Source organism: Nocardia sp. NPDC059236 (genome assembly GCF_042754085.1).
GTDB lineage: Bacteria > Actinomycetota > Actinomycetes > Mycobacteriales > Mycobacteriaceae > Nocardia.
Map to the genome: position 1 here is coordinate 462646 of NZ_JBHZAF010000002.1, position 21555 is coordinate 484200.

General features: G+C 67.3%; 26 protein-coding genes and 1 tRNA gene. 6 read left to right on the plus strand and 21 right to left on the minus strand.

Translation table 11 applies throughout. The features are described from left to right. Positions 1–6: 6 nt before the first annotated feature. The 4 genes from ACFXIV_RS07255 to ACFXIV_RS07270 all read left to right on the plus strand — a co-directional run bounded on the left by ACFXIV_RS07255 (position 7) and on the right by ACFXIV_RS07270 (position 1591). Positions 7–243, plus strand: coding sequence for a hypothetical protein (locus ACFXIV_RS07255; protein ID WP_379393479.1), 237 nt, complete (start codon positions 7–9; stop codon positions 241–243). Positions 244–470: 227 nt separating this feature from the next. After that, positions 471–923 carry a hypothetical protein gene (locus ACFXIV_RS07260; protein WP_379393477.1) on the plus strand — a complete coding sequence of 151 codons (453 nt, stop codon included), beginning with the start codon at positions 471–473 and terminating at the stop codon, positions 921–923. A gap of 15 nt (positions 924–938) precedes the next feature. Further along, positions 939–1139, plus strand: a complete 201-nt coding sequence (locus ACFXIV_RS07265; RefSeq protein ID WP_379393475.1) for a hypothetical protein — start codon at positions 939–941, stop codon at positions 1137–1139. A 245-nt stretch (positions 1140–1384) separates the two neighbouring features. Then, positions 1385–1591: a hypothetical protein gene (locus ACFXIV_RS07270; RefSeq protein WP_379393473.1), complete on the plus strand. Its 207-nt coding sequence runs from the start codon at positions 1385–1387 to the stop codon at positions 1589–1591. A 146-nt stretch (positions 1592–1737) separates the two neighbouring features. Here ACFXIV_RS07270 and ACFXIV_RS07275 read toward each other — a convergent pair whose 3' ends face one another. From ACFXIV_RS07275 to ACFXIV_RS07325, 11 genes are all read right to left on the minus strand, one after another. Then, the gene (locus ACFXIV_RS07275; RefSeq protein ID WP_379393471.1) at positions 1738–2031 is read right to left on the minus strand and encodes a hypothetical protein; all 294 of its coding nucleotides are present in this window, start codon (positions 2029–2031) and stop codon (positions 1738–1740) included. 97 nt (positions 2032–2128) lie between these two features. Next, entirely contained in the window at positions 2129–2305 is a 177-nt protein-coding gene (locus ACFXIV_RS07280) for a hypothetical protein (protein WP_379393469.1), read from the minus strand. Positions 2306–2422: 117 nt separating this feature from the next. Further along, positions 2423–4069, minus strand: coding sequence for a phage tail protein (locus tag ACFXIV_RS07285; protein WP_379393467.1), 1647 nt, complete (start codon positions 4067–4069; stop codon positions 2423–2425). 111 nt (positions 4070–4180) lie between these two features. Further along, positions 4181–4666, minus strand: a complete 486-nt coding sequence (locus ACFXIV_RS07290; RefSeq protein WP_379393465.1) for a hypothetical protein — start codon at positions 4664–4666, stop codon at positions 4181–4183. Between the two features lie 44 nt (positions 4667–4710). Then, positions 4711–5163, minus strand: coding sequence for a hypothetical protein (locus ACFXIV_RS07295; protein ID WP_379393463.1), 453 nt, complete (start codon positions 5161–5163; stop codon positions 4711–4713). Continuing rightward, on the minus strand, positions 5160–5345 hold the full coding sequence (locus tag ACFXIV_RS07300; RefSeq protein WP_379393461.1) for a hypothetical protein: 186 nt from the start codon (positions 5343–5345) through the stop codon (positions 5160–5162). Before ACFXIV_RS07300 ends, ACFXIV_RS07295 begins: the two co-directional genes overlap by 4 nt. Continuing rightward, positions 5342–5557, minus strand: a complete 216-nt coding sequence (locus tag ACFXIV_RS07305) for a hypothetical protein (protein ID WP_379393459.1) — start codon at positions 5555–5557, stop codon at positions 5342–5344. Before ACFXIV_RS07305 ends, ACFXIV_RS07300 begins: the two co-directional genes overlap by 4 nt. A 156-nt stretch (positions 5558–5713) precedes the next feature. Further along, a complete protein-coding gene (locus ACFXIV_RS07310) occupies positions 5714–6046 on the minus strand; it encodes a hypothetical protein (protein ID WP_379393457.1) in 333 nt (110 codons plus the stop codon). Positions 6047–6177: 131 nt separating this feature from the next. After that, entirely contained in the window at positions 6178–6411 is a 234-nt protein-coding gene (locus ACFXIV_RS07315) for a hypothetical protein (RefSeq protein WP_379393455.1), read from the minus strand. Positions 6412–6740: 329 nt separating this feature from the next. Further along, on the minus strand, positions 6741–8144 hold the full coding sequence (locus tag ACFXIV_RS07320; protein WP_379393453.1) for a hypothetical protein: 1404 nt from the start codon (positions 8142–8144) through the stop codon (positions 6741–6743). A 396-nt stretch (positions 8145–8540) separates the two neighbouring features. Further along, the gene (locus tag ACFXIV_RS07325) at positions 8541–8735 is read right to left on the minus strand and encodes a helix-turn-helix transcriptional regulator (protein WP_379393451.1); all 195 of its coding nucleotides are present in this window, start codon (positions 8733–8735) and stop codon (positions 8541–8543) included. A 314-nt stretch (positions 8736–9049) separates the two neighbouring features. On the opposite strand from ACFXIV_RS07325, the gene ACFXIV_RS07330 reads away from it, so the two are divergent. Further along, positions 9050–10324 carry a tyrosine-type recombinase/integrase gene (locus tag ACFXIV_RS07330; RefSeq protein WP_379393449.1) on the plus strand — a complete coding sequence of 425 codons (1275 nt, stop codon included), beginning with the start codon at positions 9050–9052 and terminating at the stop codon, positions 10322–10324. 114 nt (positions 10325–10438) lie between these two features. Here ACFXIV_RS07330 and ACFXIV_RS07335 read toward each other — a convergent pair. The 5 genes from ACFXIV_RS07335 to ACFXIV_RS07355 form a co-directional block, all read right to left on the minus strand. Further along, a tRNA-Thr gene (locus ACFXIV_RS07335) sits at positions 10439–10511 on the minus strand. An 82-nt stretch (positions 10512–10593) separates the two neighbouring features. Further along, positions 10594–11808 (minus strand): DNA polymerase III subunit delta', encoded by a 1215-nt coding sequence (locus ACFXIV_RS07340; protein ID WP_379393447.1) that lies wholly within the window; start codon positions 11806–11808, stop codon positions 10594–10596. A gap of 42 nt (positions 11809–11850) precedes the next feature. Further along, entirely contained in the window at positions 11851–12357 is a 507-nt protein-coding gene (locus ACFXIV_RS07345; protein ID WP_379393445.1) for a DinB family protein, read from the minus strand. A gap of 112 nt (positions 12358–12469) precedes the next feature. Continuing rightward, positions 12470–15352, minus strand: coding sequence for a type I DNA topoisomerase (topA, locus tag ACFXIV_RS07350; protein ID WP_379393636.1), 2883 nt, complete (start codon positions 15350–15352; stop codon positions 12470–12472). Between the two features lie 315 nt (positions 15353–15667). Then, a complete protein-coding gene (locus ACFXIV_RS07355) occupies positions 15668–15874 on the minus strand; it encodes a cold-shock protein (RefSeq protein WP_011206895.1) in 207 nt (68 codons plus the stop codon). A gap of 435 nt (positions 15875–16309) precedes the next feature. On the opposite strand from ACFXIV_RS07355, the gene ACFXIV_RS07360 reads away from it, so the two are divergent. Beyond that, positions 16310–18706: a DEAD/DEAH box helicase gene (locus ACFXIV_RS07360; protein ID WP_379393443.1), complete on the plus strand. Its 2397-nt coding sequence runs from the start codon at positions 16310–16312 to the stop codon at positions 18704–18706. 353 nt (positions 18707–19059) lie between these two features. Here the strand turns inward: ACFXIV_RS07360 and ACFXIV_RS07365 are convergent, their stop codons facing one another. The 5 genes from ACFXIV_RS07365 to ACFXIV_RS07385 all read right to left on the minus strand — a co-directional run bounded on the left by ACFXIV_RS07365 (position 19060) and on the right by ACFXIV_RS07385 (position 21474). Then, the gene (locus ACFXIV_RS07365) at positions 19060–19437 is read right to left on the minus strand and encodes an Rv3654c family TadE-like protein (protein WP_379393441.1); all 378 of its coding nucleotides are present in this window, start codon (positions 19435–19437) and stop codon (positions 19060–19062) included. Next, positions 19434–19748 carry a TadE family type IV pilus minor pilin gene (locus ACFXIV_RS07370; RefSeq protein ID WP_379393634.1) on the minus strand — a complete coding sequence of 105 codons (315 nt, stop codon included), beginning with the start codon at positions 19746–19748 and terminating at the stop codon, positions 19434–19436. Before ACFXIV_RS07370 ends, ACFXIV_RS07365 begins: the two co-directional genes overlap by 4 nt. A gap of 35 nt (positions 19749–19783) precedes the next feature. Next, positions 19784–19999, minus strand: a complete 216-nt coding sequence (locus tag ACFXIV_RS07375; RefSeq protein ID WP_379393439.1) for a DUF4244 domain-containing protein — start codon at positions 19997–19999, stop codon at positions 19784–19786. Positions 20000–20071: 72 nt separating this feature from the next. Further along, entirely contained in the window at positions 20072–20671 is a 600-nt protein-coding gene (locus tag ACFXIV_RS07380) for a type II secretion system F family protein (RefSeq protein ID WP_379393437.1), read from the minus strand. Next, a complete protein-coding gene (locus ACFXIV_RS07385; RefSeq protein WP_379393435.1) occupies positions 20668–21474 on the minus strand; it encodes a type II secretion system F family protein in 807 nt (268 codons plus the stop codon). The genes ACFXIV_RS07380 and ACFXIV_RS07385 overlap by 4 nt, the downstream gene beginning before the upstream one ends. Between the last annotated feature and the right edge of the window lie 81 nt (positions 21475–21555).

Genomic DNA, 21555 nt, shown 5'->3' on the forward strand with positions numbered 1-21555 from the left:
GTACCGATGGCAACCGGGTCCACGGCGGAGGCGGCGGTGTTGGGCTTGCTCGCGCCCGGCGGAATGCTGACGGCCGCGCAGATCAGCGAACAGGCCCAGATCACCGGGTGGTCGGCCCGCCGGGCGATAGGGCAACTGGAGTCGCGTGGCCTGGTCATGGCCTCGCCGTACGCCTCCCGCTGGTCGATCACCCCCAGAGGGCGCGCAGCCTGGGTAACCAAGTTCCGCAGGTACGCGCAATGACTCGCCGAATGCCTAGGCCCGCAAGGCAATCCGAGCCGCACTGCCTCTGGTCCGAACCTGTGGGCTATCTCCAGCGCGCCGATGGTTCGTGGTCGGTGGTCGGCGCGGACGGGTGGCCGATGGACCTGGATGAGGCAGAGGAACAACGCTGGCCGCGATGACCTGCCGCCCGGGAGATGCCGGGCGCGCCGGAATAAGAGAATAACAACTAGATGAGGTGAATTGCCTTGCGTAGCAACACGATTACCGCTGCTGTCGCTGCCGCTGTGATTGGGGGTGCCCTGACAGCAGTAGCCGCGGCACCGCCCGCGCACGCCGCCAAATCCTGCAACTTCGACTTCAGCTACAACAACATCCCCAGCGTCCGGCCGGAGGTGAAACTCATCCATGCCCGCGGGGCCGCCTACTGCGACGTACCGCCCTCCGAACATGACCTGGTACTCGGCCTCGAGTTGAAGGACATCAACGGGTCCTGGCAGCCCTACCAGGACGCCGGACACAACCGCGATATCCCCGGCGACGCCTACAATCCCAAGTACTACGAACTGGTCGTGCCCTGCTACGTCGGCACCTACCGTATGAGCGTGTCGGTGACCGGGTACCTGGAGGGCAACCCGTTCGCGTACAGCAAATACTCGGGCGAAACTTCGGTCACACCCGATGAATGCCCGAGCCGATGAAAGGGGCACGCGAGCATGCCAGAACCGTTGCTGGACCACGACAAGGCGAACGAACTGATAGGCACCCTGGAGGGGGTGCGTAGGGAGCTTGGCCGATTGACCGGAGGACACCCAGCGATCGCGTTGCTTGAGCAAGCCCGCGATGAAATCGAGTTGACCGGGATACGCAACAATCCACGCCGCACCTACGCCGACTACACACCAGAGCGTGTGTGACCTCGACGCGACCCGCACAGAACGAAACCGCTCCAGCCACGAAACGGCTGGGGCGGTTTCGTTTCGGCGGCGGGTGCCGTGACCTTTTTGTCACGTGACCGAGCACGGCAGTGGGTTGGGACAGGGGGTCGCGTCGGCGCTGCATCGGTTGGCGCGGCAGGGGTGCGGCCCGGACGTGCTGGCGACCAGTTCGGCGACGGGGTAGCCTGCCAGGGAAGCCTGACAGCCACTGAGGGGGATCGACCATGGGCAGGCAGACCAACGACGGCCGCCACGAGGGAGCCGTCGAACAGATCACGTTGGCGGTCGCCGAGCTGGACAAGGCGCAGCGCCGCGTCAACGACACTGTTCGCGCGGCTCGCGCCGATGGTGCGTCCTGGGAGGTGATCGGCCGGGCCGCAGGAATCTCGCGCCAGTCGGCCCATGAGCGATGGGCCAAGATCATGGACTGAGTTCCCGAGTGTGCCCGCCCGTGTGCACTTGACACCGTGAGCGGGCACGGCGTGGTCGGACGTCAGTTCGTTTGGTAGCGTCTACAGACGACAAGGGCCCCGGCGGGTAGCTTCCGCCGGGGCCCTTGTCGTTGCCTGAGGAACGGTTAGGCGATCATGTCGCGGTCCCAGTCTCCGGCGTCCCGCTCGTTGTCCAACCAGTTGGCAAGGTCCACACTGACTCGCGGCTTCAGGGGTGTCGAGATCCAGTCACGAGCGGCGGTGTCGCCGAGAGCGGCGCGGGAGCGCAACTCGGCGGTGATTTGGTCGATCGCATCGTCGGACACTTCGGCGTACTCCGGCTGCTCGGCTGTATACGCAGCTATGGCAGCGCAGGTAATGAGCATCTTGCTACTCGCGTCAGGGTTGAACAGCAGGGGTGCGGTCATGGTCGTTGACATCGTGGTGCCGGTTCTCCTCGGTTGTTGCCAGGGTTCCCTGACAGATTACATCTCCCGTGGTGTACCGGCAAACGGAACGTGTTGGGGCACTGCGTAACTAGCGCTGCGGCCTTTTCGGGCAGTGGCCGAGCACGGTGCGGCGGGGTGCGGCTGCGCCGCGATGGTGTGTGCGGCGGGTGCGGCAGGGGTGCGGCAGGTGCGGCGGCCGGACAGCGGGGTGCTGCGCCCGGGTGATCCACTGTGCGGCCTCGGGTGCGGCGGTGGCCTGCGGCACTGCCCGTGACCTGCGCGGCAGACTGCGGCAGCGCGGGCCGCACCTTGCGTAGTGGATGCCGCACCTGCCGCAGCCTGTGCGGCACAGGTGCGGCAGGTGCGGCAGGTGCGGCACAGGCTACGCCGCGACACCCAACTCGTGCAGCCCTGAGAACGCGTTCGCGATCATCCGCATAGCCTTCCCCATGGGCTCATCGATCGCCCCGAACGGACCGATCGTGATCTGCCAGGCCGGGGCATTACCGCGCGACCAGCCCAGCTCAAGGGCGGTCACCCGGTCGACATAGATTTGGCCGGCAGGCATCCCCTTGACGGTGGAACCGATGCGGTCGCCGAGGAAAAAGTGCCCGTAACCCTGGTCGCCGATCAAATAGGGCTGGCCGTTGGCGATCGTGATCTTGTGGGCGAAGAACCGGCGCGTATTCCACATTCCCGCCCGCAAAGCGATCAGCGAGGAAAGGCTGTACGCCTTGTCTGCGCCGTCCTTGAAGTATTCGTAGTAGTGGGACCAGCCCGCCTCTGCCGCGCGCGGCGCATCCTTGTACGACTGCCACGCGGCGACGGTGTCTTCGTACAGCGGATACAGGGCGGTATCAATGATTTGGCCTGCCGCTCCCGCGCCGTAGACTTCACCGGCCAGAGCGGCGGCCGCGACGTCCCCGGCGAGCTGCACAGCAATGCTCATGGCCTCGTTCACGCCGTAGGCCGAGTGCCCTCCGCACAGGATCTGTACGGCCTTGGTCGGGGAGATCGTGAATTCGCTGTCCTGAATGGTCGAGTGATCGCCGTGCCGGTACACCACCCACGGGTTCGCTGGCAGGGTCCCCAGCCAGCCGGGATTGCGGTATTCGGCCGGGTCGTTCGGGTCGGGCAGGACCGTGTCCGTGTTGTCCAGGAAATCGTTCGCCAGCACTTCGACCGTGTGGACCAGGCCATCGAACAGGTTGCCGCCCTTGGATGTTCCGGAAGAGAATCCGGACTTGTCCACGATGTCGATGACGAGCGCGCCGTGGCGCAGGCTCGCGCCCGGCCAGGGCGGCGGGTCGCCGGTCAGCCACCGGCGGGTAGTGACCACCAGTTCCGCGAGTTCCAGCGTCGGCGCGGCCGCGACGTGGAAGCTCTTCCACCGGGAGATGAAAATGGTCCACATCGAGTCGTCGGAAGCGAAATCCGATGGGGCGACGACGATCGGCCACGTCGACATGTCGAGGTCGAACCATTGGGATGCGTCGAGCGGGTCGTCCGGCAACGCCCACAGCGATCCGGCGAGGCGAAGAATTTGCAGGAAAAGGGCCGTTTTCAATACCCAGCGGGACGGGCCCGGGAGCACGAAATCGCGCGGAAATTGCAGGATGGCCGGGGTGAGTGGGTTGCTCCAGACGTAGATCCGTTTCAGGTGCTCATACGAGTGCATGAATTGCATTTCGACGACGGTGTAACCGTCTTCGCTGGTCTTGATGGACGCTAATTCCAGCGCCCCGTCCCACCGGGCCCCGTCCTTGTCGACGGTGACGTGCACGGTTTCGGTGGTGCGGCTGTCGACGTCCATTACCCACTTGGCGAGGTAGTGGTCATAAGGCAGGACGAGTGTTCCGGTGCCGGACTCGTTCATCAGCCATTTGAAATCGCCGCTGATCTCGGAACCGCAGATACCGCGTAGCTGCCAGTTGCCGTCCCACAGGCGCACCAGCGGTCGTGAATACCGTTGCGCCTTCCGTTTTGCTTTCTCTGCCTGCGCGTTCGCGTAGAGCGAAACCAGGTCCACTGGTTATCCCCTATTGAGTTGTTATTCAGTTGTTTGTTCAGTTGTCGGTGCCGGGCGCGGCCCTACGCGCTGGTGTCGGCGTGGGGCCGCGCCCTGGGGGTGATCCGGGTGTTACTGCGGGTCGAAACCGGCCCACGAGGCGGGCATGGGAGTGGACTCGCCGTGCACGCTGTAGCCGTGGAAGCCGTGGCGTCGACGTTCGGCCCGCTGCTCGCGCAGTTCGGCGACGGACGATTCCGGCACGTTGGCCTGTTCCGCGTGGCCAGCGTTCGGGGCCGCCTGCGCCTGCCACTCGCCGCCCGACGACTGGAAGGTCTGGTGAGCCCGCATTGCCGTTTCGTTCTGCCGGGCGGCCCATTCGGTCTCAGCGGCGTTGCGCTGCACCGCGTCCCGCTCGTCACGCGGCAGGCTCTGGCGTTCCCGGCGCCGCGCCAACAGGTCGGCCACTCCACGGCCGTCGCTGTCGCTGGCGTCCTGCTCGGCGTCGGCGACAGCGGCCACGTCGGTGAACGCGGCGCCGGATCCCAGAGGGGTGAGGTCGGCGAGCCGCGGCGGGTAGGAGTTGGCTCCGCCGGCGGGCGCATTGAAGCCGGACATTTCAAACGAGGTGGGGGTCATGGTGGATCCGATCTGTGTGTTGGTCAGTAGTTGTCGGTGGGCGCGCCCGCCCGGATTGCGGACATCAGCGCGGTCAGCGCGAGCCGGGCGTCCTGGTCGCCGTCGTCCGATTGCGGCGGGGCGAGCGCTAGGAGTTTGTCGGTGCTGATCGCGGAGGCGGTCGCCCATGCTCGCGCGGCCTGCGGGTCGTCGTCGTCGACCGCTTCTTTCAACCGGCCCAGCGCGCCCTCGGCGACGTCAAACCAGCGGTCGGCGAGCCGGGCGCGGCGGTGCTGCGCGTCGAGGACGGTCACCTGGACAGCGGCGGCGGTAGGCCTGCGGTCGAACTCGACGCCGACCAAACGTGCGGCGTCAGTGACCGTGGCCGGGGCGCATCCGAGCTGTCGCGCAATCCTGTTGCGGCTCAAGCCTTCCCGGGCGAGCCGGGCCACGTCGTCGCGGACACGCTCGGCCGCGCTGGGCTTGCGGCCGCTCATCCTGCGGCAGCGAGTTCGTTAGCGATGTCTTCGAGGCACCGGGCGATAGCTTCGAGGCGGTCAACCCACGCCGGGGATGCGGTGCCGTCGGTGGCAAGGATGACACCGATGTAGGCGTTGGCCTCGCCTGCGACGTCTTCGAGAGTGGCGAGCGAGTCGGCGAAGTCGTGTGCGGCGCTCATGCGGCGTCTCCCGCGATGCGGCGCGGCTGGAAGTGGGCGGCCCACTGGCTGGTGCGGCGGCCGTGGAGCTTCTGAAAGTGGCGCGAGAAACACGGGCGGCACTCGGCGCGGCGGGTCCCGTCTTGCCTGACGGTGAACCCGGTCAGCGGGTACGTGGCGCGGCAGGTCGGGCAGGTCGCCGCATCGGGTTGCAGGCGGCGGGGGTAGGTCACGATGACCCCTCTCTATTCAGTTGGGACGGATTAAACTGATTTACGAACTAACCGCTCTGACCTGCGGTTTGCTGGGCGATTAAATTCCTTGGTTCGTACGGGCCGATTTAATGCCCTCACATAACCGCAGGTCAGAGACTTAGTTCTTTAATCCCTTTAATCCGGGGTGATGGCGTAGTAGCGAGTCACGGGCCGACCGCGACCGCTAGGGTTCTTCTTCGTGTCGAGCCGGATCTTCTTCGCGGCCAAACGCGACTGCAACTCTTCGTCAAGCTCGTGGGACTTCTTGTTCTTGCCGAAGAAGTCCCGCGAGATCTCCGTGCGGGTCGCACCATCGGCCCCGCGTTCGCGAATGAAATCGACCAGCCCGTCTTCGCCTGCCGGGGCGGTGTTCTCATCGTCTGCGGCGGTGGAGAACAGCCACGTCGCCGACGCTTCGCAGTACTGCCAGAACGCGAGCGCGGCAGTCACATGCTTGTCGTTGATCACGGTTGAGGACCCGTCGAGCAGCGCGTAGCAGACAGACAGCCGCAAGACCTGCGTCGCAGCGCGTGATACGGCCTGCGCGAGCTTGCCGGGCCGATCCGATGGCAGTCGGGTCGGCCTTTTTCGTCGGCGGGCTATGCGGCCCGGAGGACTTCGACGATTTCGTGGATTTGCGTCCGGGGCAGTGGCGGCAGGTCCTTCAAGAGCTTGCCCGCGTACGCCGAGATACGGGCGGCGGCCGCTTCGTGGCGGCATGCCGTGATCAGGGTGGTGTTGTCCGGGGTGAGTCGCCGAGCGCGGCCGAGCCGTCCCGTTGCGATCGCCGCGCGGCGATCGAGTTCCCGAACGCGGTCCGGAGTGATGGACACGTCGTTATTGCCTTTCAGTGCAGAGGGTGGTAGGATCCCACACCCCTGCACAGCAGTATATACCATGGATTTCGCGGGATGTCAAAAGCATCCAACAGCACTGGTCAGAGGCACTTTTGTAGCCGACATTTGCCGAAACTGCGGCCGTGGCCGTGCGGTCCATAAGTGGCCGGCCGGGCAGGTGCCCTCAGTTGCCCGATGTGCGACAGGACGGGGCCCAACTCACCGGGCCCCGTGACCGTCTCCTCCTCAATGCCTCTCTAGACGCGACCAGACGCCAGACCTAGGCCAAGTACCCGACGCGCGGTGTTCGTGGCTCTCCGTGGCTCTCAGGCGGACATAGCGAGACTTGCGACGTGAGCCCGCCCCCGAACCTGAGCCAGCTCAGCTTCCGCCTGCGCGCGGTACGCCTGGCGCGCCTCCCGTTCGGCCACGACATGCGCCAGCACGGCCGTGCGATCCCAACCGGCCTGCAACATCGCTCCGGCCCCGGTGCGTTCCTTGGCGGACAGCGCGCGAGGCAGGGTCTGGTCCAGCCAGCGCAGCGAGGCGACGGCGCTATGGGCCGCGAGATCCACGATGACCGGCTCGGCGACCGGTTCGACCGGCTCGGCGTCAACGACCGGGACGGCCCAGATCAGGTCGGCGTCCGGGTCCTGCTCGGCGTCAACGATCTCGGCGATCAGCTCGGCGGCACGCTCGGCAACCGGCTTGGCGATGGCGACCGGAACAACGGCCTGGACAGGGGCGACAACCGGGACCGGCTCGGCGACAGCGGCGAGCCAGGGGTGAGCGGCCAGTGCCGGGATGTCCCCGAACGCCGTGTCCAACAGCCCGGCGCTGCGAGCCAGGCAAGCGTCGCGATCCGCGGCGGTGTCGCTGGCGACTGGTGCGGCGGTGGTCGATGCCTGGGCGGCCTTGAAAGGCTCGATCCCGGCACCGTCGATGCGGTCCCACAAAGCGTCACTGTCGATCCAGGGGAACGTCTCGCGAGCGCGGTCCTCGGCGAAGTCAACCACGAACGTACGGAACGCCTTCCCCCACACGCTGCGCTTCTCACCCGCTGCGTGCGCGGAATCCACGAACACGGCCGCGAGGACGTCGACGGGCAGTCCGCGTTCGTATGCGGCCGACCGTGACGAGTTGTTCGGCGTCCACTCAGGGTGCAGCAACCGCGGCTCGGGCGTCTCCTCGCCGTTCATCCACTCCCGATCCCACTTACCTACAGACTGCGCGCGGTTGGCGCTCGCGCCGACCGAGATCCCTTGATCTTTTGTCTTGTTCACTGGGTTCTGGATAAAGGGATCTCGTTCGTGTCCCTTTCCGGGGACCCACGGGGTCCTTTTCTGGGGACCCACGGGGTCCTTTTCTGGGGACCCCTCGCGACCTGCGGCGATGTCGAGGATGGTGTACAGGTTCGACGTCTGCTTGGTGTGCGCGGCGTCCTTCACGAACGACCAATCGCGGCTGTCGTGCTTCGAGCACCAGCGTGGCCGCGACGCGATCAGCTCGGCGTCGACCAGCTCGGCAATGTAGCGGTCGACGCTTGCGACCTTGGCCATGCCGAGGTACTCGGCGATCTTCTCGCGCCCGATAAAGCACAAGCCCGTCTTGTAGTTGGCGCGCTCACGCATCACGGCGTAGACATGGAGGGCCTGCGAGGACACTCCGGAGTGGAGGACGGTCAGGGGGATTTTGACGAACCACAGGGTGGTGTCGGTGGACTCAGCCACGGGGGTATGCCTTTCCGATGGCTGCACCAACCCCTCAGCTCCAACCGGGCGACACGCCCACACCTGAGTTGGTGTGGCGTCGCCCCATGCCGTACGCTAATCCTCGTTGGTGGTTGAGGATTTGGAGCTGCTGGGTGTGCAGCACATCTCGACTTTTGAAAAGCCCTCGGGGTTAGGCTCCCGGGGGCTTTTCCGCTTTCTGTGTGTAGATCTCGGATGCGAGTCTAGTCGCCGGGCTCGCCGCAGCAGCAGAGGGCCCGCACATCGTCGCGGGTCCAGTCGAATTCAGGGGAGGTTTCAAACTTCGGCTGTGGCACAGCGGTTTTCAGGTGGTTTGCAAGGCCGATCCGACTGCCATCGGGTCGGCCTTCAATGTTTGGTGAGATGCGTTGGCGGTCAAGCTGCCTGCTGCTCGAAGGCTTCGAGGTCTTCGAGCCGGTAACGGATCAGCCGATCACCGAGCCGTACCCAGGCTGGCCCCTTACCCACGTGCCGCCAGCGGACAACGGTCTGTTTCGGGAGCTGGTAGCGGTCGGCCACCTGTTCGGTGGTGAGCATGCGGACGACATCGGGGCAGACTGCGGATGACATTGCAGGGGTGTCCTTTCAGATTGAACGGGCGTTGCCGAAATCAAGGTCTACCAGAAATGTTGTTCGGCTCTTTGACATCAGCTGCGTGAATAGCGTTGCAGCGCACGGTATTACGCAGCAATGCGAGTTGCTCTCGGTTCCCGTTGGTTCCCATTAGTTCCCGTTGTTTGTCATTGGTTACCGTCGGTTACATGCCCGCGCGACCGCGGCGGCTGGAATCCAGCCCCAGCCGTGTGGGCGAGTTCACACAAGCGTGAACATCCAACATTGACAGTTCGCACTAAGTGAAAGGGTCGTTGGGATACGCTTGAGCCATGACCAGCACCCCACGCAAGCCGCGCCGCCGCGTCGGCAACGTCCGCGTCGTAGACCGTCACTGGACCGACTACCGGAGCCGTGTTCGAACCTCTCGGTGGCGCACCGACGACAAGGGCAAACTCGTCCCGATCGGTAAGCGCTGGGCTGTGCAGTGGATTGACCCACAGCTCCGAGAGAAGTCGGCCAGCTTCGACAAGCGCGGCGACGCGGACACCTACGCCGACAGGCTGACTAGTGAACTCCAACAAGGCATCTACCACGACCCGCACGAGATCGGCGTCACCTGGGAGCAAGCCGTCGCGACCTGGACAGCCTCACTGTCCAGCAAGGCGAAGAACACGCGCGTCACCCATGAATCCGTGCTGCGCAACCACGTCACCCCGACATTCGCAGGGCGCGAAGTGGCAGGCATCGGCCGCAACGAGGTTGTCGAGTGGGTCGGCAGCCTCACCGACAAGGGACTGAGCCCCGCGACCGTACGCCGATGCTTCATCGCCCTGAAAGGCGTTCTCGCGCTACAGGTCGGCCACAGCATCCGCAACGACCCCACGATCGGCGTGAAGCTACCCAAGCTCACCGAACCCGAAGCGTGCTTCATGACAGCCGAACAGGTGTCACGGTTGGCGCGTGCCGCAGACTACCTGAACGCGTTGCGCAACAACCCGAAACGCAAGGGCCGCGACCGCGGGGCCGAACTCGAATTGCCCACCGACGACAACGGGCTGCCCGTGATCCCGGACACGACGCCATCGCCGGACGGGCTCGCTGTTCGGTTTCTGGCCTACCACGGCTTGCGGTTTGGTGAATTCGCGGCGCTGCGAGTGGCGGACATCGACCTAACCACCGGCTGGGTGACCGTGTCCCGGTCCTACGACGAGATCCACAGCTACGGCCCCACCAAGTCCGGGAAGTCGCGGCGTGTGCCGATCCTGCCGTCGATGCGCTCCGAACTCACCGCATACCTCGAAGGCCGCCCCCGTGACGCCGTGGCGTTCCCTGGCAGCACTGGCGCGCCGCTGCGCCGCAACAACTGGGCCAAGCGGGTATTGACGCCGGCCGCGAACCTCGCCGCGATCGGTGACCATGTCACCCCGCACGATCTGCGGCACACCTACGTGTCGTTGAGCGCGGCGGCCGTGAAGCGACCGGAGATCGTGTCCCAGTTCGCCGGGCACGCGGATGTGGCGTTCACGCTGCGCCGCTACGTCGGCCTTTTCGAGACCGATCTGTCGGCGGCGGCGGACCTGTTGGACGCGGCAATCAAGGGCTGAGTTCGCACCCGCCCGCGCTCGTGCGAACTGGATGCGAACTGGCAGGTGCAGAAACGAGTGAAGGCCCTACCCGGATGTTCCCGGTTAGGGCCTTCTACCTGCTAGTTCACTCTGAGCCGCCTGGGGGAATCGAACCCCCGACCTTTTCATTACGAGTGAAGCGCTCTACCGACTGAGCTAAGGCGGCGTGCCTTCCGGCGGTGCGAGTCTATCGTCTCGCGCCCGAATCGCGAAAACGGGAGCTCGCGGTGATCGGGGACACGCCCGGGTCAGGCGGAACGGGCCGCGATCAGGGCCGCGGCCATGGCGGCGAGGGCGAAGCGCGGCTTCACATTGGTTTCGAGGGCCTCGCGGCAGTCGAGCACCGCCTGGATGGAGAGCAGCAGGCCCTCGGGGCGGACATCGGTCGCGAGTTCGCGGATCTGGTCGGCCATGTCCGGGTGGGTGAGGGTCACGCCGGAGGAGGAATCCGCGGTGGCCGCGCCGAATCGGACCGCGAGCGCGTCCCGGTACAGGCCCGCGACATCGATCAGGGCCCGGTCCAGGGCATCGCGCCCGGTGCGGGTGGCGCGCGACTTCTGGCGTTTCTCCAGGTCTTTCAGCGCACCGGCGGAACCGCGGGTGGCCGAGGCGGTGCCCTTACCGGTGCCGCCCGCGCCCAGCGCGGTGGCCAGTTCCTCGCGTTCCTTCCCGTCGCGCTCGGCACTGACCTGCTTGGCCTCGTCATCGGCCGACTTCACCAGTTCGTCGGCGGCCGCATACGCCGCTGCGGGCCGGGCGGTCGCCGTGACCAGCGCGAGGGCTCGTTTGCGCCGGGCCCGGGCCTGGTCGTCGGTGGCCAGCCGCCGGGCGCGCCCGACGTGTCCACCGCTGATCGAGGCCGCCCAGCCGGCGGTCTTCTGGTCCAGCCCGTCCCGCTCGTGCAGCACCCGCGCGATCGAATCCACCGACGGCGTCGCCAAATGCACGTGCCTGCACCGGGATCGCAGCGTCACCGAAATGTCCTCGGGATCCACCGACGGCGCGCACAGCAGGAACACCGTGCGCTCCGGCGGCTCCTCCACCACCTTGAGCAGCACATTGCCCGCCGCCTCGGTCAACCGGTCGGCGTCCTCGACCACCACCACCTGCCAGCGCCCGGTGCTGGGCCGCCGCGACGCCACCTGCACGATCTCGCGCATCTCCTTGGTGCCGATGCTCAAACCCTCCGGCACCACCCGCCGCACGTCGCCGTGTGTCCCGGCCATGGTGGTCGTGCACGCGTGACACCGCCCGCATCCGGGCGTCCCCTCGTCCGTGCACTGCAGCGCCGCCGCGAAGCACAGCGCCGCGACAGACCGCCCCGATCCGGGCGGCCCGGTGAACAACCACGAATGCGTCATGGCCGACGACGATCCGGCCCCACCCCGCGCCGCCACCGCCGCAGCCGTCAACTCGGACTCGACCGCACCCTGGCCGACCAGCCGATCGAAGACACCCGCCACGCCGACCACCTTAGCCGCCGCCCCCGACAGCCCGGCCGGGAGTCAGTTCGCGCGCTGATATGTCGTGTTCGCGCCGTCCAGGGCCTCGCGGATGATGTCCGCGTGCCCGGAGTGGTGCGCGATCTCCCGGAAGATGTGCAGCAGGATGTAGCGCACGGTGAGCCATTTCCGCTCCGGCGCCCAGGGCGCGGTCGGCGTCGGCACCGAATCCTCGAGGTTGGGTAGCTCGCGGATCAGCTTGCCGGTGTGCTCGGCCACCACCTCCCACTCGGCCAGCAGGCCGGCGACCGTCTGCTCCGGATCCAGCCGATACTCGGAATCCATTCGGGAGACATCGAATTCGGAGTTCGGGTCGCGCTCGACGAGGATGGTGGTCCAGTGCCGCTCGATATTCACCGCATGGCTGAGCAGACCGCCGAGGGTGAGTTCACTGACCGTGGTGCGCTGGCGCGCCTGCTCGTCGTCGATGCCGCGGACGGTGATCCGGAACAGCTCGCGCTGGCTGTCCAGGATCTTGATCAGTTCTTCACGCTCGTGGTCGACGGTCATCGAATGTCCTTCCGCTGGTGCGTGTTCCGGATTACACGCTACGGCAGGCCACCGACAGACACACCGGCCGAAAAGCAAAGCGCCCCCGTCGTGAGGGGGCGCTTCGATCAGGTCAGGACTGCGAGGCCGCGGTCTTCTTCGCCGGCGCCTTCTTGGCCGGGGTCTTCTTGGCCGCCGCTGCCTTCTTGGTGGTGACGCCGTCGGCCGTCTTGGCCGCCGCCTTCTTCGCCGCCGCCTTCTTGACCACGGTCTTGGCCACCGCGGTCTTCTTCGCGGCCGCCTTCTTGGCGGTCTTCTTCGCGGCCTTCTTCACCGGCCCGCGCGCCCGCCGGTCCGCCAGCAGCTCCGAAGCCCGTGCGTCGGTGATGGATTCGACCTCGTCGCCCTTGCGCAGGCTGGCGTTGGTCTCACCGTCGGTGACATACGGGCCGAACCGCCCGTCCTTGATCACCATCGGCTTCTCCGACACCGGGTCCACACCCAGCTCGCGCAGCGGCGGCGCACTGGCCGACTGCCCGCCGCGCCGCTTGGGCTCGGCGTAGATCTTGAGCGCGTCCTCCAGCGTCACCGTGAAGATCTGATCCTCACCGGTGAGCGAGCGTGAGTCCGTGCCCTTCTTCAGATACGGCCCGTATCGCCCGTTCTGCGCGGTGATCTCGTCCCCGGAGGCCGGGTCCACACCCACCACGCGCGGCAGCGACAGCAGCTTGAGCGCGTCGTCCAGGGTCACCGACTCCACGCTCATGGACTTGAACAGCGACCCGGTGCGCGGCTTCGGCTTGTCGGCCGCCTTCTTGGCGGTCTTCTTCGCGGTGGTGTCCAGATCCTCCGCAGGCTCCGGCAGGATCTCGGTGACGTAGGGGCCGAAACGTCCTTCCTTGGCGACGATTTCGTGCCCGGTCGCCGGATCGGTACCCAGCGAGCGACCTTCCTGCGGAGTCGCGAACAGCTTCTCCGCGACCTCGGGCGACAGCTCGTCCGGCGGCAGATCGTCGGGCAGGTTGGCCCGTTGCGACACCGGATTCCCGTCCGGGTCATCGGGATTGACGACCATGCGCTCCAGGTACGGCCCGAACTTGCCGACCCGGACCACCACATCGCGGCCCTCGTCATCGCTGAAGAGCTTGATGGAGTTGACTTCTCGCGCGTCGATGCCGTCGAGTCGTTCGCCCACCATCCTTTTCAGGCCGCCCGACCGCGCCACCGAACCCTCGGCACCGTGATCGCCACCGAAATAGAAGGAGGACAACCAGTTTCCGCGCTGCTCGCGGCCACCGGCGATGGCGTCGAGATCGTCCTCCATGGCGGCGGTGAAGTCGAAGTCCACCAGCCGCCCGAAGTGCTCCTCCAGCAGCCCGATCACCGCGAACGCCACCCACGATGGCACCAGCGCGCTGCCGCGCTTGTACACGTAGCCGCGGTCGAGAATCGTCTTGATGATCGAGGAGTAGGTGGAAGGACGGCCGATGCCGAGATCTTCCAGCGCCTTGATCAGCGAAGCTTCGGTGAAGCGTGCGGGCGGATTGGTGGTGTGCCCGTCCGGCTCGAGCTCGACGGCCGTCACGCCCTGGCCCTCGGTCAGCGCCGGCAGCCGCGATTCGGCGTCGTCGGACTGGCCGCCCGCCTCCTCGTCGACACTCTCCACATACGCCTTGAGGAATCCCGGGAAGGTGATCGTCCGGCCGGACGCCGAAAACACGCACTCCTCACCGCTATTCGCGATGCCGGTAATGCGCACCGTCAGCGTGGTGCCGCGCGCGTCCTGCATCTGCGAGGCCACCGTGCGCTGCCAGATCAGCTCGTACAAACGGAATTCGTCGCCGTCGAGCTTGGCGTGCAACTGTCCCGGCGTGGCGAAGGTGTCGCCGGCGGGACGAATGGCCTCGTGCGCCTCCTGCGCATTCTTGACCTTGCGGGTGTACTGCCGCGGCGTGGGACTCACGTATTCCGCGCCGTACAACTGCGTGGCCTGTGCCCGGGCCGCCTGAATCGCCGACTCCGACAAAGTCGTCGAGTCGGTACGCATATAAGTGATGTAACCGTTCTCGTACAACCGCTGCGCCACCCGCATGGTGCGCTCGGAGGTGAAACGCAGCTTGCGCGCGGCCTCCTGCTGCAGCGTCGAGGTCATGAACGGCGCGTACGGCTTTCGCGTGTACGGCTTGGATTCCACCGAGGAAACCGTGAAATCCACGCCGTGCAGCGATTCCGCAAGCCGCTGCGCATAGCCGGCGTCGAGTACGACGACACCCTGCGATTTCAGCTGTCCGTCGGATCCGAAATCGCGACCGGTCGCCACGCGAGCGCCCTCGACACTGACCAGCCGCGCACCGAAGACCCGCGGATTCCCGCGGTCCTCCTGCCCGCGCCCGCCGGCGTCCAGCTTGGCCGCGATATCCCAGTACTCCGCGGACCGGAACGCCATGCGCTCCCGCTCGCGCTGCACGATGACGCGCGTCGCCACCGACTGCACCCGGCCCGCCGACAGCCGCGGCATGACCTTCTTCCACAGCACCGGCGAGACCTCGTAGCCGTAGAGCCGGTCCAGGATGCGCCGCGTCTCCTGCGCGTCGACCAGATCCTTGTCCAGCTCACGGGTATCGGCCGCAGCGGCCTGAATGGCGGGCTCGGTGATCTCGTGGAACACCATGCGCCGAACCGGCACCTTGGGCTTGAGCGTCTCCAGCAGGTGCCAGGCGATGGCCTCGCCCTCGCGGTCGGGGTCGGTGGCGAGGTAGAGCTCGTCGGCATCGGCCAGCAGGCTCTTCAGCTCACTGACCTTCCCCTTCTTATCGGGGCTGACCACATAAATCGGCTCGAAATCGTGATCGACATCCACGCCGAGCCGAGCCCACTGCTGTCCTTTGTATTTGGCGGGCACATCCGCCGCACCCCGCGGCAGGTCCCGAATATGACCGACCGAGGCCTCCACGACATAGCCGCGGCCCAGGTAGGGGGCGATCTTCTTGGCCTTCGTCGGCGACTCGACAATCACGAGACGACGCAGGGAACGGCCCTGGTCGGGCGCTGCCTGGGGGTTCGGCGCTGCACCGCGGTCTCGTGTTGCCACCGGCGAACACACCTTTCATCTCGATCCGCGTCGGCGCTGGTGTACGCGCTCTACGCGGCTGGGGCAAACGGCCGCGATGTCCGATATCGCTGCCAGCAACGTTTATACCGTGTTCGAAGGCCGTGGCTGGTGCACGGCGACGATGTAGCCCCTGATCGTGATCGAGTGTAATGGGTCCAGATATGGGTCGTCCCCCACCGCCGGGGGCGATGGGGGACGGAACCTGAGGGGTTGGCTCGCTCAGGAGAGCGCGCGAACACCAGTGGCCTGCGGGCCCTTGGTGCCCTGGCCAACCTCGAACTCGACCTTCTGGTTCTCCTCGAGGGTGCGGAAGCCCGACCCCTGGATCTCGGAGTAGTGGACGAAGACGTCAGCGGAGCCGTCCTCGGGCGCGATGAAGCCGAACCCCTTCTCCGCGTTGAACCACTTCACAGTTCCCTGTGCCATTCTGTTCCTTCTCTTTCCATACCGGAACGGCGGACAACTGGGTTCATCCACCGGGTCCGTTGAGACCGCTGTACTCTGTTCCCCCTGCAGGAAAGCACCTAGTACACCGTTCGCAACATCGATCCTGCTGATGGTTTGGACTTTCGATCCGTTCCCTCGAACACAGAAGCTTGCGACCAGGAACCAGTGAACCATGTCTTCCGGGAATTCAACAGCGGAGTTACCCACAATTTGCAAAAAAGTTGATCTTGCGAATGCGCAGGTGAGGGGCATAATGCCCAAATCCGTACTTGAAGTTGGTTTGCTTCCAGATAACAGAGCGAGCATCTGGCAAACGGGGTGTGAGGCAGGTCGCTACTCTGCAGTGAAATGGCAGGTGAGGCCGCGGGCGCACACACGTTTCGCACCCATTGGGCGTGTCGCGGTGACGCTTCGATGAATGGCGGGGATCCGATGCGTCGATCCGGAGACAACAGCGACATCAGCTACGGGAGATCGTTGCTGAATCGTGTCCTTAATAGCGCTCTTTCGGGTGACCCCCGACTCACCCATGTCAGCGAGCTACCGCCGCGCGCGGCGCAGATCACGAAATGGCCCGAATGGACATCTCCGGATGTCATCGCCGCAGTTCAGGCGGCCGGAGTCGCGGAGCCGTGGAGCCACCAGAGCCGGGCCGCGGAATTGGCCGCGGCGGGGCGGCACGTGGTGGTGTCGACCGGGACGGCGTCCGGGAAATCGCTGGCGTATCAGCTGCCGGTTTTGACCGCGCTGCAACAGGATCCGCTGGCCACGGCGCTCTATCTGTCGCCGACCAAAGCGCTGGGGGCCGATCAGCTGCGCATGGTCAACGAGCTGACCAGCGAAGATCCGCTGCGCACCATTCATCCCGCGCCGTATGACGGCGATACGCCGGCGGAAATCCGGCAGTGGGTGCGGGCGCACGCGCGATGGGTGTTCACCAATCCCGACATGCTGCACGTCGGAATGCTGCGGTCTCATCAGCGGTGGGCGCGATTGTTGCGTCAGCTCAAATACATCGTGGTCGACGAATGTCATATCTATCGCGGGGTTTTCGGCTCGCACGTGGCGCTGGTGCTGCGCCGGTTACGGCGACTCGCCGAGCGCTACGGAGCGGATCCGGTTTTCGTGCTGTGCTCGGCGACCACGGCCGATCCGGCGGCCACCGCCGAAAAGCTGATCGGCGCACCGTGTGTCGCGGTCACCGACGACGGGTCGCCGCAGGGCGCGCGGACCGTGGCGCTGTGGGAGCCGCCGTTGCTCGGCAGTGGCGTGACCGGGGAAAACGGTGCGGCGGTGCGGCGTTCGGCCGGGGCCGAGGCCGCCACCGTGATGGCGGATCTGGTGGTCGAGGGGGCACGCACGCTGACCTTCGTGCGGTCACGGCGCAGCGCCGAACTGGTCGCCATGGACACGCGGCGGCTGCTGGCGGAGGTGGATGCCGAGCTCCCCGGGCGTGTCGCGGCCTATCGGGCCGGGTACCTTGCCGAGGACCGGCGGGCGCTGGAGGCGGCGCTCTCGGACGGCTCGCTGCTGGGTGCGGCCACCACGAATGCCCTGGAACTGGGCGTGGACATCGCCGGGCTGGATGCCGTTGTGGTGGCGGGATATCCGGGGACGGTCGCCTCGTTCTGGCAGCAGGCCGGGCGCGCCGGGCGGCGCACCCAGGGGTCGCTGGTGCTGCTCATCGCGCGGGACGACCCGCTGGACACCTACCTCGTGCATCACCCGCAGGCGCTGCTCGGGCGGCCCCTGGAAGCCACCATCACCGACCCGCACAACCCGTACGTGCTCGGGCCGCATCTGCTGTGCGCGGCCATGGAACAGCCGCTCAGCGATGCGGAAGTGCATGCCTTCCAGGCCTGGGAACTGCTGTCCGACCTGGCCGAACAGGGTTTGATCCGGCGGCGCGCGGGCGTGGCGCGGGACGGGTCGGCGCGCTGGTTCGTGACCGCCGACGCACATCCGCACGACGCGGTGGACGTGCGCGGCGGCATCGGCACGGCGGTGGCGGTGGTGGACGGCGAGTCGGGCCGCATGCTGGGCACCACCGACGCCGGGCGCGCTCCGGCCACCCTGCATCCGGGCGCGGTGCACCTGCATCAGGGCGAGAGCTACGTGGTCGACGAGCTGGACCTCGAGGAGGGCGTCGCCCTGGTGCACGCCGACACACCGGGGTGGAGCACCAGTGCGCGGGTGGTCACCTCGCTGGAGATCGAGGCGGTGACCGAGGAGCGCCGATGCGGCTCGGTCACAACGGCTTTGGCGCAGGTGCTGGTGACCCGGCAGGTAGTCGCGTACCTGCGCCGGCTGCCCAGCGGCGAGGTGCTGGACCTGGTGCCGCTGGACCTGCCGGCGCAGACGCTGCCCACCCGGGCCGTGTTCTACACGGTCACGCCGGACCTGCTGGCCCGGGCCGGGATCGACGCCCGACACGCCGCGGGCGCGCTGCACGCGGCCGAACACGCCGCGATCGGCATGCTGCCGCTGGTGGCGACCTGCGATCGGTGGGATATCGGCGGCGTGTCGACCGCCGAACACGCTGATACCGGGCTGCCCACGGTCTTCGTCTACGACGGGCATCCGGGCGGGGCGGGCTTCGCCGAGCGTGGCTTCGTCCGGCTGCGGCACTGGCTGACGGCCACGCTGGGCGCCATCGAGTCCTGCGCGTGCGCGCACGGGTGCCCGTCCTGCGTGCAGTCACCCAAGTGCGGCAACGGCAACAACCCGCTGGACAAGGCCGGTGCGGCCCGGCTACTGCGGGCCGTACTGGCCGAACTAGGGGAAGATGACGACCGCTCTCCCGAATCGTGACACGGCCGTCTCCGCCGTGAGACCGGAGCGCCACACGACCAACCGGTCGGCCTTGTCAGCTGGCTGATATCGGGCGGAATCCGGATGCTGAGGGGTGGCCGCGACACGCCGGACACCCAAGTCGATTAAAAAGGGATGCCATCCTGTTAACTACGGGATTGCTCCGTTCGATAATGTCGCTCCCGGATTTACCTGTGCATTCATTCGAATGAGTCTCCGGGAACGAATTGGAAAGCAATCGATACCCAATCTATTCGCCTCTCGCATTCATCGAATTTCGACATTGATCGACCACCGATGTGGCCCGCGCCATCACATTTATAACCAACCGATCGGTACGAGATATTGCCTCGCTACCTCGGCTCATCCGCCGGGCCCGCCCGCGCGGCCGCGCGCACATCCCGCTCCCCCAGTGGGCCCAGCGATACCCGCCCGGCAACCGTCACCGTCACGTCCCAGCCCAGCACCACGCATCCGGCCGGTCGCACGCCCATCCGGCCGGCGACGTCCGCGGCCCGGCCGCACGCGGCGGAGACGCCGCCATCCAGCGCACCGGCCGCGGCCAGCGCACTCAGATCCGCGGCGGCCTGCACCCGGTGCCGGGCCGCCACCGCCACTCCGACCTGGGCAATCAGGACCGCGACCGCCAGCAGGCCGACCAGGGCCAGGCACGCGGTGACGGTCACGCCACCCGCCTCGCTCCCGGACCGATCCACGGTCGTGCGCCTCATCGGGATGCTCCGGGTTCCCGCGCCGCCACCGCCGCCGCGTGCAGGGTGACCGGAACAAGGGTGGCGCGGGCATTCACCTCGGCCACGACCAGGTCACCCTCGGTGCGGACGACGACCCGGGCACCGGGCGGTGCGACCCGGCGGGCGGTGGCGACTGCGACGTCGTGGTCACCGCGAGCCGCGAGACGGGCCGCCTCGCGGGCGGCATCGACACAACGCACCTGCGCCGATACCGCCAGCAGGGCGCCGACGCCCAGGACCAGGACCGCGACGAGGGCGGCCAGCGCTATGGCCGCCTCCACGGTCGCCATGCCCGCCTCGGCATGGTGAGGTGGTGTGGCATACGTCACTTGACGGGAGTCTTCAGCGCCTTGTCGATGATGTTGGTCAGGGCGCTCACAATGCTGTCTCCGGTGACGACGGTGTACAGCACCGCCCCGAAGGCGGCGGCCGCGATCGTCCCGATCGCGTATTCGGCGGTGCTCATCCCGTGGTCCGCGGTCACGGCGTGCAGCAGCCGGGTCCGCAGTCCCCAGAGCAGGTTTCGGACGGTCGTTCCCATGCTCGCTCCTTCCCTCACCCCGGCACGGCGGATCCGCACCGGCACAGTCGTGAACCTCGCGGCTCCCAGCGGTCACAGCAGACCGCCTTCCAGCACCCGGCCTGCCAGGCCGATCACCACCGGGATGATTCCCAGGCACAGGAAGGCGGGCAGGAAGCAGAGGCCGAGCGGGCCGCCGATCAGCACCCCGGCCCGCTCGGCCCGGGCCGCGGCCACATCCTCGAGCTCGCCCCGGCGGCGCTCCGCCAATTCGGCCACGGCCGTGGCCAATCCGGTTCCCGAGCGCGCCGAGCGGCGGGCCAGCCGCGCCAGCGCCGTCACCGTCTCCTCGGCGGAGCCGGCCGTGGCCTGCTCCCACGCGGTGGCCGGATCCGCGCCCAGCGCCAGCAGGTCGGCAACCCGGCGCAGAGCAGAAGCCAGTGGATCGGGAGCCTCGGATGCGACCGCCGCGGCAGCGGCGGCGGTGGGCAGCCCGGCGCGCAGGCACGCCGCCAGCAGATCGAGGGCGGAGGCGACCCCGAGCGGATCCGGCTCGGCCCGGAACTCCGGTTGCGGCAGTGGATTACCGTGCACCGGGTCCCGCAGTCGGCGCAGCCTGCGGACCGCACCGGTCCGGCCCGGCAGCATGAGCACCGCGATAGCGGCCAGCACCGCGGCCACGGACGGAGTCATCGCAGCACCTTGTCGGTGATGGCATCGGCCCACAGCAGACCGGCGCAGGTCAGGGCGGACCCCAGGGGCAGCAGCAGCGTGCCCGCCGGGGACAGCAACAGCACACGCAGCGGGGACGCACCCATCAGCTCGCCCAGGCCGAGGCCGAGCAGGGGCAGCAGGGCCAGCACCACGGCGGTCGCCCGGGCCCCGGCCAGCGCCGCGGACGTGCGGTCGCGGAAGCGCTTGCGGCCCAGCAGATCCGAACGCGCGGCGGCCAGCAGCTCGGCCAGGGCGAGCCCGTGCCGCTCGGCCACCCGCCAGGCCCCGGCCACTCGGGACAGTTCCCGCGCCACCACCGAGCCGTGACGCCGCAGGCCCTCCGCGCCGGACCCGCCCAACCGGCTCCGCGCGGCGCTGACCGCGAAGGCCCGTGCCACGTCGCCCGCGGTCTCACAGGCCGCCACCTGGGCCGCGGCGCTCGGATGTGCGCCGATCCGCAGCTCCCCGATTACCGCCTCCAGCCCCTCGAGCAGCTGTGCGATCTCGATGCCCCGCTGCCGTTCTCGCCTCATGCGGCGGCACCGAATCAGGACGGTGGCCGCCAGCAGTACCGCGGCCACCACCGGACCGGGGCCGATGAAGAGCATCAGGGGCACCGCCGACAACGGCGCAATGCGAATCATCCAGCTGCGCCTGGTCTTTCGCACGCACTCACGAAACTTGAACAGCCGAGACATGCGCCGCCGAGCCATCGGCGGAGGCACCACGAGCAGCGCCAGCGCGAGGCAGACCGATGCGAGCGCGTGCGGGCCGGATCCCATCAGTCATCTCCGGACTGCTTTGAGCCCGGATCATCTTCGGCGCCAACCGAATCGGTGATACTCGGCCGGCAACCACCATCG

What these genes read in the sequence shown, in the direction of transcription:
- ACFXIV_RS07360 (WP_379393443.1), top strand. Translation starts at nt 16,310, where the DNA reads ATGAATGGCGGGGATCCGATGCGTCGATCCGGAGACAACAGCGACATC.
- ACFXIV_RS07355 (WP_011206895.1), bottom strand. Translation starts at nt 15,874, where the DNA reads ATGGCACAGGGAACTGTGAAGTGGTTCAACGCGGAGAAGGGGTTCGGC.
- ACFXIV_RS07270 (WP_379393473.1), top strand. Translation starts at nt 1,385, where the DNA reads ATGGGCAGGCAGACCAACGACGGCCGCCACGAGGGAGCCGTCGAACAG.
- ACFXIV_RS07295 (WP_379393463.1), bottom strand. Translation starts at nt 5,163, where the DNA reads ATGAGCGGCCGCAAGCCCAGCGCGGCCGAGCGTGTCCGCGACGACGTG.
- ACFXIV_RS07365 (WP_379393441.1), bottom strand. Translation starts at nt 19,437, where the DNA reads ATGAGGCGCACGACCGTGGATCGGTCCGGGAGCGAGGCGGGTGGCGTG.
- ACFXIV_RS07370 (WP_379393634.1), bottom strand. Translation starts at nt 19,748, where the DNA reads ATGGCGACCGTGGAGGCGGCCATAGCGCTGGCCGCCCTCGTCGCGGTC.
- ACFXIV_RS07290 (WP_379393465.1), bottom strand. Translation starts at nt 4,666, where the DNA reads ATGTCCGGCTTCAATGCGCCCGCCGGCGGAGCCAACTCCTACCCGCCG.
- ACFXIV_RS07255 (WP_379393479.1), top strand. Translation starts at nt 7, where the DNA reads ATGGCAACCGGGTCCACGGCGGAGGCGGCGGTGTTGGGCTTGCTCGCG.
- ACFXIV_RS07275 (WP_379393471.1), bottom strand. Translation starts at nt 2,031, where the DNA reads ATGTCAACGACCATGACCGCACCCCTGCTGTTCAACCCTGACGCGAGT.
- ACFXIV_RS07325 (WP_379393451.1), bottom strand. Translation starts at nt 8,735, where the DNA reads ATGTCATCCGCAGTCTGCCCCGATGTCGTCCGCATGCTCACCACCGAA.
- ACFXIV_RS07265 (WP_379393475.1), top strand. Translation starts at nt 939, where the DNA reads ATGCCAGAACCGTTGCTGGACCACGACAAGGCGAACGAACTGATAGGC.
- ACFXIV_RS07380 (WP_379393437.1), bottom strand. Translation starts at nt 20,671, where the DNA reads ATGACTCCGTCCGTGGCCGCGGTGCTGGCCGCTATCGCGGTGCTCATG.
- ACFXIV_RS07385 (WP_379393435.1), bottom strand. Translation starts at nt 21,474, where the DNA reads ATGGGATCCGGCCCGCACGCGCTCGCATCGGTCTGCCTCGCGCTGGCG.
- ACFXIV_RS07330 (WP_379393449.1), top strand. Translation starts at nt 9,050, where the DNA reads ATGACCAGCACCCCACGCAAGCCGCGCCGCCGCGTCGGCAACGTCCGC.
- ACFXIV_RS07345 (WP_379393445.1), bottom strand. Translation starts at nt 12,357, where the DNA reads ATGACCGTCGACCACGAGCGTGAAGAACTGATCAAGATCCTGGACAGC.
- ACFXIV_RS07375 (WP_379393439.1), bottom strand. Translation starts at nt 19,999, where the DNA reads ATGGGAACGACCGTCCGAAACCTGCTCTGGGGACTGCGGACCCGGCTG.
- ACFXIV_RS07300 (WP_379393461.1), bottom strand. Translation starts at nt 5,345, where the DNA reads ATGAGCGCCGCACACGACTTCGCCGACTCGCTCGCCACTCTCGAAGAC.